Here is a 17,546-nt window from a genome sequence, read left to right on the forward strand (position 1 = left end):
ATTCAATCCTTCATTTCTCGTCCGGTCAGCCGAAGAAAAACGTCCTCCAGGTTCGCGGGACGTTGCACAATACGCAGACCTGTGCGCTCGCGCAGTTGCGTGCACACCTGTTGTGGATCGGCCGTGTAGCAGAACAGTGCATCACCGCTTACCTCTGTACGCTGCGCAAACGGCATCAGCAGCGTTTTGAGTTCATGTGGGTTGCCGCCATATATCTCGAGAACGTGACTTCCAATCTGCTCGTGGATTAATGCATCAGGTGCCCCCTCAGCAATGGTGCGTCCTCTGTCGATTACACATAGCCGATCGCACAATCGCTCTGCCTCTTCCATGAAATGAGTAGTGAGAAGAATTGTTTTTCCGCGTGCGAGTAAACAGCGCAATCGATCCCAGATGAGGTGGCGCGCATGCGGATCTAGCCCAGTCGTCGGTTCGTCCATGACAATAAGTTGCGGATCGTTGATGAGCGCGCGTGCAATGGTTAGGCGGCGCTTCATCCCGCCCGATAACTCGGTGACGCGTGCGTGAGCCCTGTCCTCGAGGCGTGCGAACTGCAGCAAGGATGGAACCACCGCCTCGATTTCGCCTGTGCTCATCCCAAAGTAGCGCCCGAAGAGCTGCAGGTTCTCGCTCACACTAAAACCTGGCTCCAGGTTGTCGAATTGCGGAACGACACCTATGCGCCTGCGCGCCAGGCGTGCCCGCGCTGGCACCGGTTCTCCGAGGACGGTAATCACGCCTGCGTCAGGCAGCGCCATACCCAGCACCATTCGCGTGGTAGTGCTTTTGCCGGCACCATTAGGCCCGAGCAGACCGAAGCACTCGCCGGGTTCCACACGGAAGGACAATCCATCGACAGCAAGCTTACCGCCGTAGGATTTCCTTACACTCGAGAAGGTGATCGTTGCATTAGACATGGAGCCAGAACTGTATACAGACCACTGTTTAAGGAAGATTCCGCAGCGCGCGCGACGCTACGCATTACTCGCTCTTGGGAACACGGTGCTCGCCGCGGTCTTTGACGGCAGAACTGCGGGAAAGCCAGTCACTGTTGTCCAAGGTACATAGAGCGTATGCCTTTACAGGAAGCAGCAGCAAAAGATTGATGAGTGTGTGCACTGAAAATCCAAGAAATCGAAGCTCTTGGGCGCGAATGGCAGCAACGGAGCAGCGGACCATCGTCATTGAAGCAATAACGAAGCCTGCCTGCCAAGGAGCTGTGGCTGTGAGCACAATCTGCAGAAAGCCGGAGATCATTGAAATGGCGAGCAGCAGAGAGCCAATGTTCTGCGCTACCACATCAAGAGTTAGGTAGCGGTCAAGACGAGGCAAAAGGCGAAGGGCGAGCAGGGTGTCACGATAGGTGCTGCGCGCCCAGCGCAATTGCTGGCGCAGGTACGGTCGCAGCTTATCTGGAACCACGGTCGCGGCGACTGCATCTCGAACGTACTCCGTCCGATAGCCCGCCGCGAGCATGAGAATTGTCAGATGGCGATCTTCGCCGAAATCGCTGCGCTTGCCCCGGAACATTTGCGTTTCGTACTGGTCCAGCAGCAGAAGAAGCGCTGTGCGCCGGTATATTGCACACGGTCCGCAGCAGCACATCACAGCGCCAAAGCGCGCTTGAGCCGCGCGCTCCTCGTTGCACGCAAGCCAGTATTCCATATCGATCAGGCGGGTCAGCCACGTGTCGCGGCGATTGCTGGCTACCAATTGACCCATGGCTGCACCGACCGATGGGTCGCTCATTGTCAGCACGAGTTTCTTTACTGCGTCCGGCGCCAGAGTGGTGTCCGAGTCTACGTTAAGTATGAGCTCTGAGGTCGAAGAACGTATCGCGGCGATTTGCGCTTTGCGCTTTCCCACATTCTGTGGAAGAAGCAGGACATTGAATCGCGGATCATGCTCGTGCTCCCGATACACCACGTTCAACGCATCGCGGTTGGCGGATCCATCATCGACCACGTGAACCCTGATGGCGCCCGCGTAATCCTGGGCCCCAATCGAGTCGAGACACGCCCGTAGCGTTTCTGGATTTTCGTTATAGCACGGGACGATGATGTCGATGTCCGGCAAATACTCGGTGTCGGATATCTTGATGCATGCAGGTGGGCCGCTAGTCGGCAGAGTGTGAAGAACCTGCGCGCTTTTATAGATGGCCGAAAGTGACGCGTATAATAGGACAGATGTCGTGTTGATTGCGGCAGGAATGTTCATCGGGGTCGGTGTGCTAGGAGACGTTGGGATTCTCAGTACAGGCCTGCCGGGAGCGATGGCGCGGGAGTCAGGCACGGTAATACCATCTAGGTTCACGCGCGATTCGAGGGGCAATTATTCTCGTGCATGTAGAGTTGGCGTTTCTTCATGGAACAGGAAAGACGCTGTTATAGCGTGCGAGAAAAATGTCCAGTAACGTACCTCATGGTAGCGAGGTCGACAAAACGCTTCCATCGGCGTCGGCTGAAAGTCAGATCAGCCTACGCCTTCTTCGGGGTCAGTATTTCCTTAGTTCTAGCCATGATCGTCAGCGCGCAGACCACGCGCATAGTTATCTATTGGTAAGACGTTTCTAATGGAGTATATCGTCCACTTGTCGAGCAGTTTGGGGTCAGAGATGCTCGTAAAGCGAGATTTTCCATTGAACTTACGGAAGTGAACTGATGACGAAGCCCCTTTCCTTCAATCCTAGAATCAGGCGCGATAGTGCTATGACAGTCTGCACGCGCGAAGCATCGCGATGATGCAAGTCACACTCTTCGGGAGGAGCCCCGTCGTGCAGCAGTACTATCGAGCCGGGCAGAACGGATGTCAGTACAGAATCGACAATCGCCTCGGCACCCGGACGGGACCAATCTCGTGGATCTACCGACCAGTGGAGTGACATTAATCCCGCTTTCATGGATTCGGAGATAACGTCGTTCGTCCATTTGCCATACGGCGCGCGCATATATCGCACCGCTGCCGCTGGGCAAGCACGCTGGATAAGCGCGTTCGCTTCTGCTATCTCGTGCCGTATTTGACCTGGCTCACATTTCGACAAATCCCGATGGGAGAGGCTGTGATTCGCGACATCGTGGCCTTCCGAGACCATGCGCCGGATCAGTTCCGGATACTCAGCCGCGTAGGCACCGAGTACACAGAAGGTTGCCGGTACCCGTTGCCGCGCCAGCAGATCTAGTATTTTCGGGGTCCATATCGGGTGTGGTCCGTCGTCAAAGGTAAGGTAAACCTTACGCAAACCGTTACGTTCGCGCTCGTTTGGCACTTCCGCAGTAGATTGCAGCATTTCACAATCGCTCAGTCTTCTCATGGTCTTCCACTCATCTTTGGATGAGTCGCCGTCTGCCTTGGAACCAGCCACAGTCGCAATCGCGAAATGCCGCGTAGTAGCTCAATATCTGGGAGTGGATGTCGAGAGTTGTTCAGTACAACGACAGGAATATTCATATCAATGACTTGCATGTCAAGCTGAATTGCCGTAACTTTGCGGTACCTCAGTTAATTTGTACAATCGATTCTGTCGATGTGCTTCATCCATAATGCGGATTATTAAAAATGCGCTTCAAAGGCCTCGATCTGAATCTTCTCGTCGCGTTGGACGCATTGATGGCGAAGCGTAACGTCACGCTTGCTGCACGCGATATCAATTTGAGTCAACCTGCCATGAGCGCTGCGGTGTCGCGGTTACGAGACTATTTTCGCGACGACCTCTTCGTGATGAGAGGCCGAGAGTTTGTGCCCACATCACGAGCGATAGAGCTTGCCGGACCGGTGCGGGAGGCTCTATCGCATATCCAGCTTTCCATCATCTCGCGCGACGTTTTCCAGCCGGCCAAGTCGGATCGCCGGTTCAGGGTCTGCCTCTCTGATTTCATGACGCTCGTCTATTTCCAGAAGGTCATTAAGCGCGTTGCACGCGAGGCTCCCGCGGTCAGTTTCGAATTGATTTTCCCAGACGACGAGCCTGGGGATTTGCTGCGGCGTGGCGACGCCGATTTTTTGATTCTGCCCGATCTATTCCTGCCGGATACTCACCCGAAAGCGCCGCTCTTCGACGAGAGGCTCGTGTGTGTAGGCTGTCCCGCCAACAAGCAGTTGTCGGAGCAGCTTCCGCTTGACCGGTATATGTCCATGGGACACGTGACGGTGAGGTTCGGGCGGGCACGCAGGCCTACGATCGAAGAGTTTTTCCTACTAGATCTCGGTCTCAAACGGCGCGAAGAGGTCGTCGTCCCGACCTTTCACCTCATTCCGGCGGTGCTATCGGGTACCCGTCGCATTGCGACGATCCCATTAAGGCTTGCCAGGCATCTCGGGGAGGCCTCTCCTCTGCGGATCGCCGAAGTACCGCTCCCGCTATCCACTTTTACTGAGGCTATCCAATGGCCTGCGCTGCATAGCGGTGATCCTGCAAGTATCTGGATGCGCGAGCTATTGCTGGAGGAGGCGCAAAGTCTTGTTTAGAGGCGGTTTCATAAAGACTGTTGAGCCCGATGAAGGATGTTCCAGCAGATCGGGCAACAGCCGAGTTTGAGAAACGTTTCATGAATGTCGGCGCGACGTTCGAAGCAAATACGTAGACGGCGGAAGTTGTGCAACCAGGCATGTGTACGTTCGACGACGGATCTTTCCACGGCCACTGCCGTGGGGGAGGCCGCGTCGCGCGATGCTGGTGGGAATGCTGCGCCCGTGAAGAATGCGTCGGTATTTGTCGTGGTCATAACCCCGGTCAGCGTAGGCGCGGCAGGGACGGCTCAAAGGCCTCCCACGCACGCCGCTAATCCGTACGATGGCCTCAATCAGCGGAACAAGTTGGGTGGCGTCGTTACGATTGGCGCCAGTCAGGATTGCCGCGATCGGTGTTCCGTGGGCGTCGGTGGCGAGGTGGTGCTTGGATCCTGATCGCGCTCGATCAGTGGGATTCGGGCCAGTTTTCGCCGGCCCCAACTGCGCGAACCGACGACGAGTCGACGACCACGCGCGAGAAATCGATCTTGTCGACCGCCCTCAACTTCGCCAGGATGCGTAGCCTGCGCCAACAACTGACGCCGGAGCCGCACCCCATCTCGGCTGGCAAATCTCGCGGATACCGGTCTTCAGCACGAACAAGATGCCGTTCAGCACAGCCCGATCCGGTACCGGTTTGCGGCCCGGATGCTTGAAGCGCCGTGCTTCGCTGGTGGTAGCAGTGGCTCGATCAGTGCCCACAGTTCGTCGTCGATGATTGGTTTGCCCGTCTCCTCGATCCTGTTGATACGACGATCGAGGTCAACGGGTTACGTTACGAGTTAACAGCCCCTATGAACTCTTTTGAAACCGTCTCTTAGCGTGATGTCATCTGTACTGCTATTCGGCGAGCCCACGCTTTCGGCCAGCGTGTATCGGAAATCGCGCAACGTCGCGCGAATTGCCCTGTCGATTTCTTCCTCCGATGCGCCGCGATAGCGGAAGCGTGCGAGGATGTTGCTAGAGCGGCGGGAACCGTTGAATAAGTGACGTCTCACCGGGAAGATAGCTTCGTAAAGCCCCGGGATAGCGTTCGGCAATTGTGCGTCGACGAATATCTTGCCGACGGGCTCTGGCAGCATCAAGAATCCACCGCGTGTGGGGGAGGTTGACGCGACTGACGCCGCCTGCGCCCGTGCGGCGAACCGCGCCTCGTCACCTGATTGGTGGGTGACCCAGAGGTCGAAGAGGTCGACGCCGTACAATTCATGGAAAAGAAAGGGAATTTCCCCGCTGCCGACACGGGCACCGACTTCCAGAAAATAGAATCCGTCGCAAGCTCCGATTATCTCGAGATGAAACGGTCCATTACTCAAGGCGAGCGCTTTCAGGCATGCCGCCGCAAATTCAAGCACAGCATCATTGAGTGGCCCCGGGTCGAGCATCACCGAGCCTAGGGGTTTTCCTTGTGCAAACTGAAGACGGGTGTTGATGTAGCGGGACACGCGCGCAATTACCCATGTGTTGTCTCGCACGAAACCGTCAACGTGATAAACGGGCCCTTCGATGTACTCCTCGCACTCATACTCAACCAGCGGTAGTGTCGGCCACAACATATCCAAGCGCGTACGGGTGTCGATGAGCCGTACGTCTAGGCTTGCGGCTGCGGTACGTGGCTTTACAATGATCGGAAAGCGCATTACAGGGGACGAATTTGCTTTCGCAAAGGCCACATCTTCCAACGCTGCAACGCGTGGCACGCGCAGGCCCGCGGCAGCAACGGTATGCTTCATAACGGCCTTGTCACGAAAGCGGACGACGGTATCGTGAAGATCGCCAGGAATATTGAACGAATTGCGCAGTCGCGCGGCCTTCAGAAGGTCGAATTCGGACAATGCGATCAGCCTGTCGATGCCGCCGAGCGCCGCTTGACAGGAGGTCATCGCCTTATGCAGCGCGTCTTCATCGAGGATGTCGGATAGCTCTTCGACGTGCGCGGTTTGAGAGGTGTCGAGCGCAGCCGCGCCGTTCGGCGTGCAGATATAAGCGACGTTATTCGCCGCATGATCGATGTAGCGATGGTAAGCTGCAAAGCCGTCAGACCAGCGGTTAAGCACGACTATGCGGCTACGCGGGGCGGGGTTGTTGGTTGTCATGAAGGGCAAACCGTTCAGATATCTTTACAGGCCCGGCGGGATCCGAGCGTTCTCAGCGCTTCGGCAAGGCGCAAATCAAGGGTCGGGCGATCTGGCGCGATGAACAGCACATGGCCGACACGGCCGCTCATCGCCGCTCGCAGTGGCACTGTGCCGCCGATATGAGAATGGACCTCCACCTCCTGGAAACCTGGTATGGCGCGAACGCGTTCGACGGCGGCCGCGTCGCCTACAGGTGCGAAGAACCGTACGCCGCTAACACACACTGCAGGTTTTGCATCGGCGTCGGGGGCTGGCTCGGGATCGCCGAGGTGGCTGCGTATCGCTATTTCCGGCAGAGAGATTGACCTGCTGAGTTCGATCAGCCGAGAGATGTGATCACCTCCGAGGCAGGCCGCGATCTTGATCAGCACCGGACCGTCGCGTGTTATGCGCACTTTGGCGTGGAAAACACCGAGGGTCAGTCCAATCTGCGCCGCGGCGTGCTCGACGTAATTGACGAGCGCGGCTCCTTGGTCCGCGGTCAAAGAGGCTTCGACAAAGTGGCCCAATTTTGTGAAATTCTGCTCTGCGCCCAAGAGATTTTCGGTTACTGCGACGACGCGGGGCCCGTGCTGGCTGCTGACGTAGCCTTCGATGCAGTACTCTGGGCCTTCCAGATACTGTTCAAGGAGCAACACGTTGCCGGTCTTATGGTCGATATCGACAACGCCGTGATGCATTGCGCACTCGACCGCAAGTTGCAACTGGGAAAGAGAATTGACGTACGTCACATGCATGCCTCCGCCGCGGACAGGCTTGAGGACGGCTGGAAAACCTACGTGCAAAGCGGCTGTCATGACGTCGCGATGATGTGCGATGAGGGCGAACACAGGAACCGCCAGTGCGGCGGCGGCGAGATGTATGCGGCTGCAGTATTTATCGCGCGTGAGTGCTGCCGCTTCCGGCTGCAAATGTGGAAGACCGAGGAGCGCCGCTGATTCAGCTGCTACGCCTGTTGCGTATTCGCAACCGGGTACGATCGCATCGACGCCGATGGCGCATGCGGCGACCGCCACGGCGTTCGGCGAGGCAGTGTCTACCATCGTGTACGGCACCGTAGCGGCCTGCAGTTTGCGTGACGGGGGGGGCTCATCGCAGTTGGCCGAAAACACGTGGGTGGCCACGCCAAGGCGCACAGCTGAGGCGACAAGCGCGGTCCCGGACGAACGCGGCTCAACCACGATGATGGCGGTCATTTGAATGCTGCCTGTTCTGTGCCGGGTTCCGGCCGGGGTAGGGTCGCGACACGCAACTCTTCGAAATACTCGTGAATCATTCCGACAAAGTTGTTCAAATAGATCTCTGCTTTCCCCATTCCGCCCCAGCCGCCGATCGCGAGCTTCAGAGCGATCCATGTGGAGTCTTCCAGGCTGCGCGATTCGGCGTACTCAATGTGGCTGAGCGTACCTTTTACGTAGTCGTGCCCGAATGCGCGCGCGGCTGATTCCGCGATGACCTTGTTGTAGCGGCCCGAATACCATGCCTGCAACCAGCTCCAGAGCATCGTAGGGAGGGGGCCATCGCGGACGATGCTGAAGTAGAGATATCCGATTAGCTTGTCTGTACTATTGAATGGTCTAATGCTGTCCACGCTTGCTGCGGTCAGGCCGAACCTCTCGAGGTCTTGCAGAAGATGGCATTCTTGCCCATATTCTTGTGCGAGGTGCTGCGCGAGCATCTGCGCGAGCGAGTTATCCTCGCGGCCGATTTTGTAAAGCGCGAACGCGCCTACTTCGTTGTTGAGCCGGATGCGTAACACGGTTTCGACGAGATGGCGGCGATAGTACTCACTGTCGATCCAGTCGCCGCGGTGGAACGCAACGGTTTCCGGCGAAATCGCGAGTATTTGGTCCATGGTGTGCTTGGCAAGCGCCTCGAAGCGAATCCGATCGTTGGGTGTATTCATGTGATCTCCAGATAAGATGAGAAGGAGCGAACGCGGCGCGCTGGGTTGCGGGTCGGCGGCGCATGAACCGGAGACACGAATTCTCGTCGCACGAAGCAATGGTGGCTCCCTCGGATTGCGAAAGTCGCCACGCCTGGCCTCGAAGCTGCGCACCGGTCGTTGTGCGACGAGAAGGCGTTGAAGGCCCACCGCTCTCGGGTGGCCCCAAATTGGGTCGCTCTTTGCAGAGCGGTCTGCTTTGGCAAACGCCATCGCATCGAAATGATTTCTGTCAACCGACAACTGGCCCAATCGTCTCCTTAAACACAGCGAATACTTTTTGCAACACGTATCTAGGCATCATTCTCATTCGTTTTTTGCTCACCCGTGCTCTCTACGTGAGCGACGGAAGGATACTAACCGCAGCGGTATGCGTGGTATAAGCTGATAATGTTTATGTTTGAATGAGGGAAATTGATGATTCGCGATCTCGACAGCACGCTACTGCGTACGTTCGTGACGGTAGTGGAAGCCGGCAGTGTGAGCAATGCTGCCATGGAGCTACATCGTACACAGGCTGCCGTCAGCATGGCCCTTCGGCGGCTCGAAGACGCAGTCGGCCAGCGCCTCCTTGAACGTTCCCCGCGCGGCGTGAAGCCGACCTCTGCGGGCAACGTTCTGTTGCCGTATGCACACAAGCTGCTCGAAATTGGCCTTGCGGCTCGTTCCGCCCTTACTTCGGGTGAAGTTGCGGGTACCGTGAAAATCGGAATTCCCGAGGACATCGCAATGAGTCACCTCCGCCATGCACTGCGGCAATTTTCGACATTGTTTCCTGATGTAGCCCTGGAGATCGTCGTTGATGCGAGTCCGGCCTTATCGCAGCGGCTCATGAGCAACACACTCGATTTCGCGATTGGTGATCCAGCTCTGATCCCCGCGGAACCGCTCGTCACCTGGCGACATCCCCTTCGCTGGGCGGTTGCGCGCACGCACAACGATAATCTCGGAGACGGTCCGCTGCCGATTGTTGCATTCGGCGGTGCATGCCGGTGGCAGGAGAGCTATTTTGCCACGTTGCTTGAAGCAGGTATCGCTTGGCGCGTGGCCTGCAAAAGCACGAGCCTCTCTGCGGTTCAGTCAGCCGTTGAGGCTGGGCTCGGCGTTGCGCTGCTTCTGGACTGGCAGGTGCGCCGCGATACGATGCGTGCGATCGATCACCATGCAGTAGGGTTGCCGCTGCCGCCGGTGGCGGAATTCGGTCTCTTTAGTCCTGGGCGCTTAGAAGACCGCTCGTCTGCGGCCAACGCACTTCAGCGTTTTCTCTTCCGTTCGCTGCAACTGAGTACTCTTGGAGACAGTGCACACGACGGAGCGTCAGCAGGCTTGCCACTGCGTGCTTCAAACTGATGAGCCTCTGAGACAAACGCGTCGAAGGGCCGAACTTCGGCGCGCCAAATGGAGGTGCAGACGATAACGTCCTGTTTTTTGAATCCAGCATTAACGCGAAAGTGACGCGTATTCTCTAATCCACGTGCAATCCTGCTATTTCCTCACAAATCAAGTGCGCGGCTCATACATTTGAATATAGACTGCCGCACAGATCTAAATTTGTCGCAAAACCTACGTTTTTTTTCGGTAGTATCCCATCTGCGCACAAAGATACCTCGTGTTCTTTGTCGCATTTCTGACGCCGCGACTGCGATTGTGTCGTCTCTGTCTGCTTTTGTCGGATTTCGTGCCCGTTGCGGCAAGAATTCACCGTGGCTTGCGCAAATGTAGCGCCGCCATTCATTGTGTTGGGACCCGGGTCCCGCGGCGCTAACGTGCAATTTCCGGAGTTCAGATTTATGTCGCATCTCGATGTCAATGAGAGTCATCTCAATTTTGATGTGGTCTACGAAGTAGTAAAGACGTTGACCTCGTCACGAGATACCGAAAGGACGTTGGAGAGATCTTTGCGTTACCTCTCATATGCGTGCGGATGGCGCTCCGCGTTTATTGCGGTCGCTGAGCCAGACGGCCATCTGGGCGGCCTGTGTGGCACGGGGTTGTCAGCGGGCTGGCGTGAACGTCTGCGTTTCCTGCCCAATGACGGGGTATTGGGGCGAATACACACCAACGACTCGGCCGTGGTGGTGGCGAGACTGCGTGATGAACCACTCTTCGTGGACAGCATCGAGATGTTTGACGGATTGGAAGGTGAGCATGTGGCACTGCTCGGGGCGCCGATCAGGTATGAAGGGCGTCCGCTCGGCGTACTTGTTGCGTTCTGCGAGAATACGGATGGACAGCGCGCCTTTGCTAGCGACCTCCAACTCATGAAGGTCGTCGCGGCGTCGATGGGCCAGGCACTTCTGCTTGATGGTGCGTCGGGGCAGATGCACCAAACCGCGCGACAGGAGATGAGACGAGCGGTCAATGCTGACCAGACTTCGTATCGTATCGACAATGTGCTCGGAGAATCTGCCCCTATGCAACGCGTCTTTTCGCAGGTTCATCAAGTAGCGCTTACGCGGACGACGGTGCTTTTGCGCGGCGAGAGCGGAACTGGAAAGGAGCTGATCGCGCGCGCGATTTATGGGTTATCGCCCCGCAAGGACCAGCCGTTCATCTCAGTGAACTGTGCGGCGCTCACTGAAACACTGCTAGAAAGCGAATTGTTCGGCCATGAGAAGGGAGCGTTTACCGGTGCGCAATATCAACGCAAAGGGCGTTTTGAACTGGCACACGGCGGGACACTTTTCCTCGACGAGATCGGCGACATTTCGCCTTCGTTCCAAGCCAAATTGTTGCGGGTTTTGCAGGAGCGAGAGTTCGAACGGGTGGGTGGCACCACCCTGGTAAGAGTCGACGTTAGGCTGATCGTCGCCACGAACCGCAACCTCGAACAAATGGTGAAGGCGGGGGAATTTCGTGCGGATCTCTACTACCGCATCAACGTCGTGAGTATCCTTTTGCCGCCGCTGCGCGAACGCCGTGAGGAAATTCCGGCAATGGCGCAGCACTTTCTGGATCGCTTTAACCGCGACAATCGTCGATCTTTGCATTTCAATGAACAAGCGTTTCGGGTTCTGTCCAGCTGCTACTGGCCTGGCAATGTGCGCGAGCTGGAAAATTGCGTTGAGCGTACCGCGACCATGGCGGATCACGACACGATAGATCGATTTTCCTTTCTGTGTGAGAGAGGCCGGTGCCTCACCAAAGAACTGCATTACATCGAACGAGAAGACGCTGTGCGTCCTGCCCGCACATTGGACGCTACAAACAGTGAAGTACCGAATGCCCTGTCGAGCGTAAGTGCCGGTGATTGGAATGAGGGTAGCTTCGAGACGCGAAGCGGTAGCGACATGCCGGGGAGCGAGCGGGAACAGCTTGTGTGGGCAATGGAGCGCTGTGGATGGGTACAAGCGAAGGCCGCACGACTCCTACATATCACGCCGCGGCAGATCGGCTACGCACTGCGTAAACACGGGATCAAGCTGCGCCGCTTCTGACGGCCGCGGCGGTTGCGCGCATGCACTTGGAGAGACTGGGCGAGAAGACCACCGGCAGGCAGGCTCTTGCCTGTCGGATCACTGTAGTGATTGGTTGGACTTCTTCAACGCAGGTAACAAGAACGACAAATCTGGCTTCGGCATAGCGCCGCTATGACCGCTAACTTGGGCTGCGATGGTGGTACGCAATTTGCTTGTAGTCGTGGACTTCTATCGTCGGGACTCTACGATGTGGCTAAAGACGAGCGCTGTCGAGATCATCAACGAACCGGGTTGCGCAAAGAACCTGGCGAAGAGCGAAAAGGAGCGCAAGCAAGGCTGTTCGAAGCAGGTTTCGCCGGGGGCGGCCGCTGGCGGATGCGCATTCGACGGCGCGCGGATCGCATTGCAGCCCGTGGTCGACGTTGCACACTTGGTGCACGGGCCTATTGCATGTGAAGGAAACTCTTGGGACAACCGCCATTCGGCATCGTCTGGGCCGACTCTTTACCGCACCGCGTTCACAACCGATATTAACGAACTCGATGTAATTTACGGTGGCGAGAGGCGGCTCTTCAGGAGTCTGCGTGAAATTTTCGAAAAGTACGATCCACCCGCCGTGTTCGTCTATCAGACGTGCGTGACCGCATTGATCGGCGATGACATAGACGCCGTATGCAAGCACGCGTCGGAAAAGTTCGGTAAGCCCATCATACCGGTGAATGCGCCCGGTTTCGCAGGATCCAAAAACTTCGGCAACAAGCTCGCAGGGGAGACGATCCTCGACTACGTCATCGGCACGCGCGAGCCGGCGTACAAGACACCATTCGATATCAATCTTATCGGTGAATATAACCTCTCGGGCGAGTTGTGGCAGATAAAGCCGTTGTTCGAGGCGCTCGGCATCCGGATTCTGTCCTGCATCTCGGGAGACGGCCGCTACAGCGAGATCGCGAGCGCACACTGCGCGAAGGTCAACATGGTGGTGTGCTCCAAGTCCATGCTCAACGTTGCGACAAAAATGCAGAAGCGCTACGGTATTCCATACCTCGAGGGTTCATTCTATGGAATTGGCGACATGAGCGACGCGCTGCGCGGGGTCGCGAGGCTACTGGTGGAGCGGGGTGCGCCGGACGATCTTATCGTGCGCACCGAGCACCTTGTCAAGGCAGAAGAGGCGCGCGTATGGGGGCGCGTTGCTCCGTACAGGCAACGGCTCGATGGCAAACGTGTGCTGCTCATCACGGGCGGCGTGAAGTCATGGTCGGTGGTCGCGGCGCTGCAGGAGGCCGGGCTCGAGATCGTCGGCACGAGTGTGAAGAAAAGCACGGAGGGGGATAAGGAAAGAATCAAGGAGATCATGGGCGATGACACGCGCATGGTCGACAATTTGACGGCGCGCGAGATGTACAACATGCTCCGGGATGCGAAGGCCGACATCATGCTGTCTGGCGGGCGCTCGCAGTTTGTCGCACTTAAGGCGCGCGTGCCGTGGCTCGACGTGAATCAGGAGCGGCCCCATCCATACGCTGGCTACGAGGGCGTTGTTAAATTGGTGCAGGAGATCGACCGTGCAATCCAGAACCCAGTCTGGCAGCAGGTGCGTATTCCTGCGCCGTGGGACGACGAAGGGCTAGTGCATCGCGGGGGGATTCTTAAGTCTTCCGCGCACATCAACGCGATTCCGCGGGGCGCAGACGGTGAGGCCTACGATTGGAACTTCCGCGCGGCGGTATCGAGTTGAGTTTCAGAGTGGGGCACATATCATGGCGATAGTCGTCGAGTCTGGAAAAGCCTGTACCGTTAATCCCCTAAGAATGAGTCAACCGCTCGGCGCGACGTATGCAGCCATGGGTCTTGATGCATGCATGCCGGTGATGCACGGCTCGCAGGGCTGTACGTCCTTCGCGCTCGTACTACTGGTGCGCCATTTCAAAGAAGCCATTCCGCTGCAAACAACGGCGATGAGCGAGGTCACCACGATTCTCGGCGGATACGAGAACGTAGAGACAGCGCTGCTGAACATTCGCAAGCGCGCGGCGCCTAAGATCATTTTGCTCTGCACGACGGGCCTGACTGAGACGAACGGCGAAGATGTGGAGGGGCACCTTGCGATGGTGCGAAAACGCAAGCGCGAACTGGACGATACTGAACTCATCCTCGTATCGACACCGGACTATATTGGTGCCTTTGAGGACGGCTACAGGCGCGCTGTGACCGCGATCGTCGAGACACTGGTGAAGCCGTTGCCGACGGTACCTCAGCAGATCAATCTGGTGCCGGGCAGTCATCTATCGCCTGGCGACATCGACGAGCTTCGCGAGATTATTTGCGCATTCGGACTGGAGCCGATTGTGCTTCCAGATGTTTCCGGATCCCTCGACGGCCACCTTGATTCTGCGTGGCGTGGCACGACGCTGGGCGGAACGACGATTGATCAGATCCGTGCCGCGGGGGCTTCGTCGTTCACAATTGGCGTGGGTGAGCAAACGCGCGACGCCGCCAAGACGCTCGAAGCAATTGCCGGCGTGCCGTTCGAGATCCTCGAGCGGCTAACGGGGCTGGAGCCGAACGACCGGTTCTTGCATCGCCTTGCACAACTTTCGGGGCGTGCAGTCCCGGCCCGGTATCGCCGGCAGCGCAGCCAGCTACTGGATGCGATGCTCGACAGCCATTTTTATACTGGCGGTCTCAAAGTGGCGATCGGTGCGGAGCCGGACTTGCTGCTTTCGATCGGTTCGCTGCTCCGTGAAATGGGTGCGGAACTATCTGTTTGCATCAGTACCACTGCTTCGGCATCGCATGCGCTGTTGCCGGCAAGCCAAGTCATATTGGGGGACCTGGAGGACATGGAACGAGGCGCGAATAATTGCGACCTGCTGATCACGCATTCGCACGGCAGGCAGATGGCCGGTCGACTCGGAAAGCCGCTGATGCGCGCGGGCTTGCCGGTGTTTGACCGCGTCGGCAACGCCCATCGTTGCCAGATAGGTTATCGCGGCACAATGAATCTTATTTTCGAGATTGCCAATCTCATGGTCGAGAGGATCTCGCAATCTCATCCGGGCGACTGGAAACTGCCGCAATCATTGGGCGGTCTTGATGTTTCGGTTCCGGGTTAGGTTTAAGAGAAGGGTGTTACATGCCGTAACTTGAACTTTATGAGGAGACCAGCGCATGAAGATCGCATTTGCGACACAGGACAAAGTGCACGTCGACGCTCATTTTGGCTGGGCGAAAAGCATTGCGGTCTACGACGTGACGACGGAGGAGCATACACTTTTACAGATTTTTGATTTCGGCGACAAGCTGGTGCAGGACGGCGATGATGAGAAACTTGCGCCGAAGCTCGAAGTGATCCGCGACTGCGCGATCTTGTATGTCGCGGCCATAGGCGGTACTGCGGCTGCGCGTGTAGTAGCACTTAATGTCCATCCAGTGAAAGTGCCGCAGCCGTTGCCGATCGAAGAAATTCTAATCAAGCTGAGCAGGGTTCTGAAAGGCACGCCGCCTCCGTGGTTGCGCAAGAAGCTCACCAGGGAACGTGGCAGATCGTACGATTTTGCAGGGGACGATGAGTTGCCATCTGGCCAAAACCGATCTTCGAGTATGGCGGTTCATGTTGCCAGTGACGCCTGTAGTGCGTCGTCCGATAAGGAGGGCATGATGAGTAACGATTTGCGGGAACTTAAGACGCGCCTGAAAAAACTCAACTCGTTGGCCACGCAGGCGAAGATGGATCTGCACGATCTGTCAGAAGAACTTCCAACGAGTTGGGAGCAGATAATGGTAGTCGCGCAACGCTGTCACGACGCGCATGCCGCGCTGATGCAGGCACGTCAGACCGCAGTTTCGGCTTCCGATTAAACTCCGGATCTCCAAATGAGCCATCTTTTTAGTGTGATACTCCCAAGCGGAGAGGTCTGGATACCTCGCTTTGTAGATTCACTCGATGAACAAAAATGCATCGGTTGCGGGCGATGTTTCCGGGTGTGTTCTCGCGGCGTACTTCAACTGTTAGGCATCGATGAAGCGGGCGATCATGTTCCACTGGATGATGAAGACGAGGACGAGCATGAAAAGAAGGTCATGACAATTGCGTATCGAGGTCTCTGCGTTGGCTGCACGGCATGTGCGAAGATATGCCCGAAAGGATGCTACACACATGCTGCGGCTCAAGTGTGAGCAAGCGAGGATTCCTATGGATTGCCACGCGGCGTTAATGCGCTATGCGAGAAACCCGGACGACTTGACGGTGCTTGCGGTCGCCGGTGTGCTCGCAGCCGCGGTCGACGAAGGCGGTACGGAAAGATTGCCTATCCCCGGACTGGATGCCGAGGAGACACACTGGCTGCTTGCTCGCTGGTTCCCCGATGCAGAGAGTTCACTGGGCCTTTACTTCGGTGCGCCGGTTGCAGATTCACAACCAGGACCGTCTTATGACGACATCGATCTTGTAACGTTGTTAAAGACACACGCCAATCCGGTGGCAGGCACAACGACCGAGATCCATTGCATTTCTCACGCACTGGCCTGCGCTTGCGCAGGCAAAAAACATTTGTGGCAGGAACTACGCCTTTCTTCGCGCGGCGAATTGTCGGCGCTTCTCGAGTACTGGTTTCCGGCGCTTGCTGAAAAGAACGTTCACGGCATGAAGTGGAAGAAGTTTCTCTACAAGGAACTTTGCAGGAGCGAGGCGTTGAACGTGTGCCGGGCCTCAAGCTGTGGGGAGTGTGCGGAATATTCTAGTTGCTTTGGGCCGGAGTGATTTTGAGGATCAGTGGCGACTCGGATTAATATAGATATATTTGATGCCTTCTTCTGACGGTTGCAGGATGAGTCACGTAATGTATGTGATGTGGTGCACAGTACGGCGAGTGATATGAATCAAAAACGATTAGGAATATTAACGTTAGTCGGCGGGGAACGGTTATGAAGAAGTTAAAGAGGGTGCTCTGTGGTGCTCTGATGGTCGCTGCGCTGGTGGGGGCGGCGGCGCTGGCTTCTGCTGCCTCGGAAAAGGAATGCGCGTGGCTAAACGCGGAGAGCCCTTTAGAGAGTTTTACCGTTTACTGGTGGCCCGGCGGGGGGGGGGCCCTATGTGGTTCGTCAAGCGGTTGGGGCTGACTTGGGTTCGTAAAAGGTGCCGTCTCGCAGCATGGCGAACAGGACGTCGCAGCGGCGCCGTGCCAGTGCGATGAGCGCCTGATTGTGCCGCTTGCCCTGCTGGACCTTGCGTGCGTAGTAGTCGCCCCTGAACAATTCGCTTCTCGTGCGGCCGGCGTCACACCATCGCGTCGGCAGCAATGCTGCGGTTGAACAATGCAGCGAGAATGAAGACACAAAGAAAGCGCAGCTTCCTGAGGATCATCCGCAGATTATGGCCAGCGCCGCACAGCACCGCGTGCATCGCATCGCCGAGCGCGCCCTTCAGCCAGTTGCGATCGAGTTTTCCGTCTGTCTTCATGTGACCGATGGCTGGCTCGATTGCGCTGCGCCGTCTGATCATCGCGCGTAGCCCGCGTGTGATGCCCCGCCGCA

14 protein-coding genes and 4 pseudogenes are annotated in these 17,546 nt (G+C 57.0%); 9 read left to right on the forward strand and 9 right to left on the reverse strand.

Going from position 1 to position 17,546, the window contains the following annotated elements; all coding sequences use genetic code 11:
- Nucleotides 1-2: 2 nt before the first annotated feature.
- The 3 genes from nodI to nodB form a co-directional block, all read right to left on the reverse strand.
- Nucleotides 3-917 (reverse strand): nodulation factor ABC transporter ATP-binding protein NodI, encoded by a 915-nt coding sequence (nodI, locus tag M3A49_RS39005; protein ID WP_254316860.1) that lies wholly within the window; start codon nt 915-917, stop codon nt 3-5.
- A 64-nt stretch (nt 918-981) separates the two neighbouring features.
- Nucleotides 982-2,217, reverse strand: coding sequence for a chitooligosaccharide synthase NodC (nodC, locus tag M3A49_RS39010; RefSeq protein WP_133189682.1), 1,236 nt, complete (start codon nt 2,215-2,217; stop codon nt 982-984).
- A gap of 427 nt (nt 2,218-2,644) precedes the next feature.
- A complete protein-coding gene (gene nodB, locus M3A49_RS39015; protein ID WP_266233571.1) occupies nt 2,645-3,310 on the reverse strand; it encodes a chitooligosaccharide deacetylase NodB in 666 nt (221 codons plus the stop codon).
- Between the two features lie 245 nt (nt 3,311-3,555).
- Between nodB and M3A49_RS39020 the strand changes: the two genes are divergently transcribed.
- Nucleotides 3,556-4,464 carry a LysR family transcriptional regulator gene (locus tag M3A49_RS39020; RefSeq protein ID WP_266233572.1) on the forward strand — a complete coding sequence of 303 codons (909 nt, stop codon included), beginning with the start codon at nt 3,556-3,558 and terminating at the stop codon, nt 4,462-4,464.
- A gap of 8 nt (nt 4,465-4,472) precedes the next feature.
- On the opposite strand, the pseudogene M3A49_RS39025 reads toward M3A49_RS39020, so the two are convergent.
- From M3A49_RS39025 to M3A49_RS39040, 4 genes and pseudogenes are all read right to left on the reverse strand, one after another.
- A pseudogene (locus M3A49_RS39025) lies at nt 4,473-5,246 on the reverse strand (IS5 family transposase).
- 42 nt (nt 5,247-5,288) lie between these two features.
- Nucleotides 5,289-6,602: an ATP-grasp domain-containing protein gene (locus tag M3A49_RS39030; protein ID WP_266233573.1), complete on the reverse strand. Its 1,314-nt coding sequence runs from the start codon at nt 6,600-6,602 to the stop codon at nt 5,289-5,291.
- A gap of 14 nt (nt 6,603-6,616) precedes the next feature.
- Entirely contained in the window at nt 6,617-7,840 is a 1,224-nt protein-coding gene (locus tag M3A49_RS39035) for an ATP-grasp domain-containing protein (protein ID WP_266233574.1), read from the reverse strand.
- Nucleotides 7,837-8,550 carry a hypothetical protein gene (locus M3A49_RS39040; RefSeq protein ID WP_266233575.1) on the reverse strand — a complete coding sequence of 238 codons (714 nt, stop codon included), beginning with the start codon at nt 8,548-8,550 and terminating at the stop codon, nt 7,837-7,839. Before M3A49_RS39040 ends, M3A49_RS39035 begins: the two co-directional genes overlap by 4 nt.
- 456 nt (nt 8,551-9,006) lie before the next feature.
- Between M3A49_RS39040 and M3A49_RS39045 the strand changes: the two genes are divergently transcribed.
- The 8 genes and pseudogenes from M3A49_RS39045 to M3A49_RS39080 all read left to right on the forward strand — a co-directional run bounded on the left by M3A49_RS39045 (nt 9,007) and on the right by M3A49_RS39080 (nt 16,773).
- The gene (locus M3A49_RS39045; protein ID WP_266233576.1) at nt 9,007-9,939 is read left to right on the forward strand and encodes a LysR family transcriptional regulator; all 933 of its coding nucleotides are present in this window, start codon (nt 9,007-9,009) and stop codon (nt 9,937-9,939) included.
- Between the two features lie 440 nt (nt 9,940-10,379).
- A complete protein-coding gene (gene nifA, locus M3A49_RS39050; RefSeq protein WP_266233577.1) occupies nt 10,380-12,026 on the forward strand; it encodes a nif-specific transcriptional activator NifA in 1,647 nt (548 codons plus the stop codon).
- Between the two features lie 229 nt (nt 12,027-12,255).
- Nucleotides 12,256-13,749 (forward strand): nitrogenase iron-molybdenum cofactor biosynthesis protein NifE, encoded by a 1,494-nt coding sequence (gene nifE, locus M3A49_RS39055; protein ID WP_266233578.1) that lies wholly within the window; start codon nt 12,256-12,258, stop codon nt 13,747-13,749.
- Between the two features lie 22 nt (nt 13,750-13,771).
- Complete coding sequence (nifN, locus tag M3A49_RS39060) at nt 13,772-15,127, forward strand: nitrogenase iron-molybdenum cofactor biosynthesis protein NifN (protein ID WP_266233579.1); 1,356 nt, start codon at nt 13,772-13,774, stop codon at nt 15,125-15,127.
- 55 nt (nt 15,128-15,182) lie between these two features.
- Nucleotides 15,183-15,596: pseudogene (gene nifX, locus M3A49_RS39065) on the forward strand (nitrogen fixation protein NifX); the annotation flags it as partial.
- A 75-nt stretch (nt 15,597-15,671) separates the two neighbouring features.
- Nucleotides 15,672-15,872, forward strand: coding sequence for a CCE_0567 family metalloprotein (locus M3A49_RS39070; protein ID WP_266233582.1), 201 nt, complete (start codon nt 15,672-15,674; stop codon nt 15,870-15,872).
- 15 nt (nt 15,873-15,887) lie between these two features.
- Nucleotides 15,888-16,190: a ferredoxin III, nif-specific gene (fdxB, locus tag M3A49_RS39075; RefSeq protein ID WP_266233580.1), complete on the forward strand. Its 303-nt coding sequence runs from the start codon at nt 15,888-15,890 to the stop codon at nt 16,188-16,190.
- A gap of 16 nt (nt 16,191-16,206) precedes the next feature.
- Nucleotides 16,207-16,773 carry a nitrogen fixation protein NifQ gene (locus M3A49_RS39080; RefSeq protein ID WP_266233583.1) on the forward strand — a complete coding sequence of 189 codons (567 nt, stop codon included), beginning with the start codon at nt 16,207-16,209 and terminating at the stop codon, nt 16,771-16,773.
- A 341-nt stretch (nt 16,774-17,114) separates the two neighbouring features.
- On the opposite strand, the pseudogene M3A49_RS39085 reads toward M3A49_RS39080, so the two are convergent.
- Both M3A49_RS39085 and M3A49_RS39090 read right to left on the reverse strand, forming a co-directional pair.
- A pseudogene (locus M3A49_RS39085) lies at nt 17,115-17,252 on the reverse strand (IS110 family transposase); the annotation flags it as partial.
- Nucleotides 17,253-17,289: 37 nt separating this feature from the next.
- Nucleotides 17,290-17,546 (reverse strand): annotated as a pseudogene (locus tag M3A49_RS39090) (IS5/IS1182 family transposase); the annotation flags it as partial.

This window comes from Paraburkholderia sp. CNPSo 3076 (assembly GCF_026343935.1).
Lineage (GTDB): Bacteria > Pseudomonadota > Gammaproteobacteria > Burkholderiales > Burkholderiaceae > Paraburkholderia > Paraburkholderia nodosa.

Excerpts from the sequence above, each read along its gene's own strand:
- nodI (WP_254316860.1), bottom strand. The coding sequence starts at position 917 with ATGTCTAATGCAACGATCACCTTCTCGAGTGTAAGGAAATCCTACGGC.
- nodC (WP_133189682.1), bottom strand. The coding sequence starts at position 2,217 with ATGAACATTCCTGCCGCAATCAACACGACATCTGTCCTATTATACGCG.
- nodB (WP_266233571.1), bottom strand. The coding sequence starts at position 3,310 with ATGAGAAGACTGAGCGATTGTGAAATGCTGCAATCTACTGCGGAAGTG.
- M3A49_RS39020 (WP_266233572.1), top strand. The coding sequence starts at position 3,556 with ATGCGCTTCAAAGGCCTCGATCTGAATCTTCTCGTCGCGTTGGACGCA.
- M3A49_RS39030 (WP_266233573.1), bottom strand. The coding sequence starts at position 6,602 with ATGACAACCAACAACCCCGCCCCGCGTAGCCGCATAGTCGTGCTTAAC.
- M3A49_RS39035 (WP_266233574.1), bottom strand. The coding sequence starts at position 7,840 with ATGACCGCCATCATCGTGGTTGAGCCGCGTTCGTCCGGGACCGCGCTT.
- M3A49_RS39040 (WP_266233575.1), bottom strand. The coding sequence starts at position 8,550 with ATGAATACACCCAACGATCGGATTCGCTTCGAGGCGCTTGCCAAGCAC.
- M3A49_RS39045 (WP_266233576.1), top strand. The coding sequence starts at position 9,007 with ATGATTCGCGATCTCGACAGCACGCTACTGCGTACGTTCGTGACGGTA.
- nifA (WP_266233577.1), top strand. The coding sequence starts at position 10,380 with ATGTCGCATCTCGATGTCAATGAGAGTCATCTCAATTTTGATGTGGTC.
- nifE (WP_266233578.1), top strand. The coding sequence starts at position 12,256 with ATGTGGCTAAAGACGAGCGCTGTCGAGATCATCAACGAACCGGGTTGC.
- nifN (WP_266233579.1), top strand. The coding sequence starts at position 13,772 with ATGGCGATAGTCGTCGAGTCTGGAAAAGCCTGTACCGTTAATCCCCTA.
- M3A49_RS39070 (WP_266233582.1), top strand. The coding sequence starts at position 15,672 with ATGAGTAACGATTTGCGGGAACTTAAGACGCGCCTGAAAAAACTCAAC.
- fdxB (WP_266233580.1), top strand. The coding sequence starts at position 15,888 with ATGAGCCATCTTTTTAGTGTGATACTCCCAAGCGGAGAGGTCTGGATA.
- M3A49_RS39080 (WP_266233583.1), top strand. The coding sequence starts at position 16,207 with ATGGATTGCCACGCGGCGTTAATGCGCTATGCGAGAAACCCGGACGAC.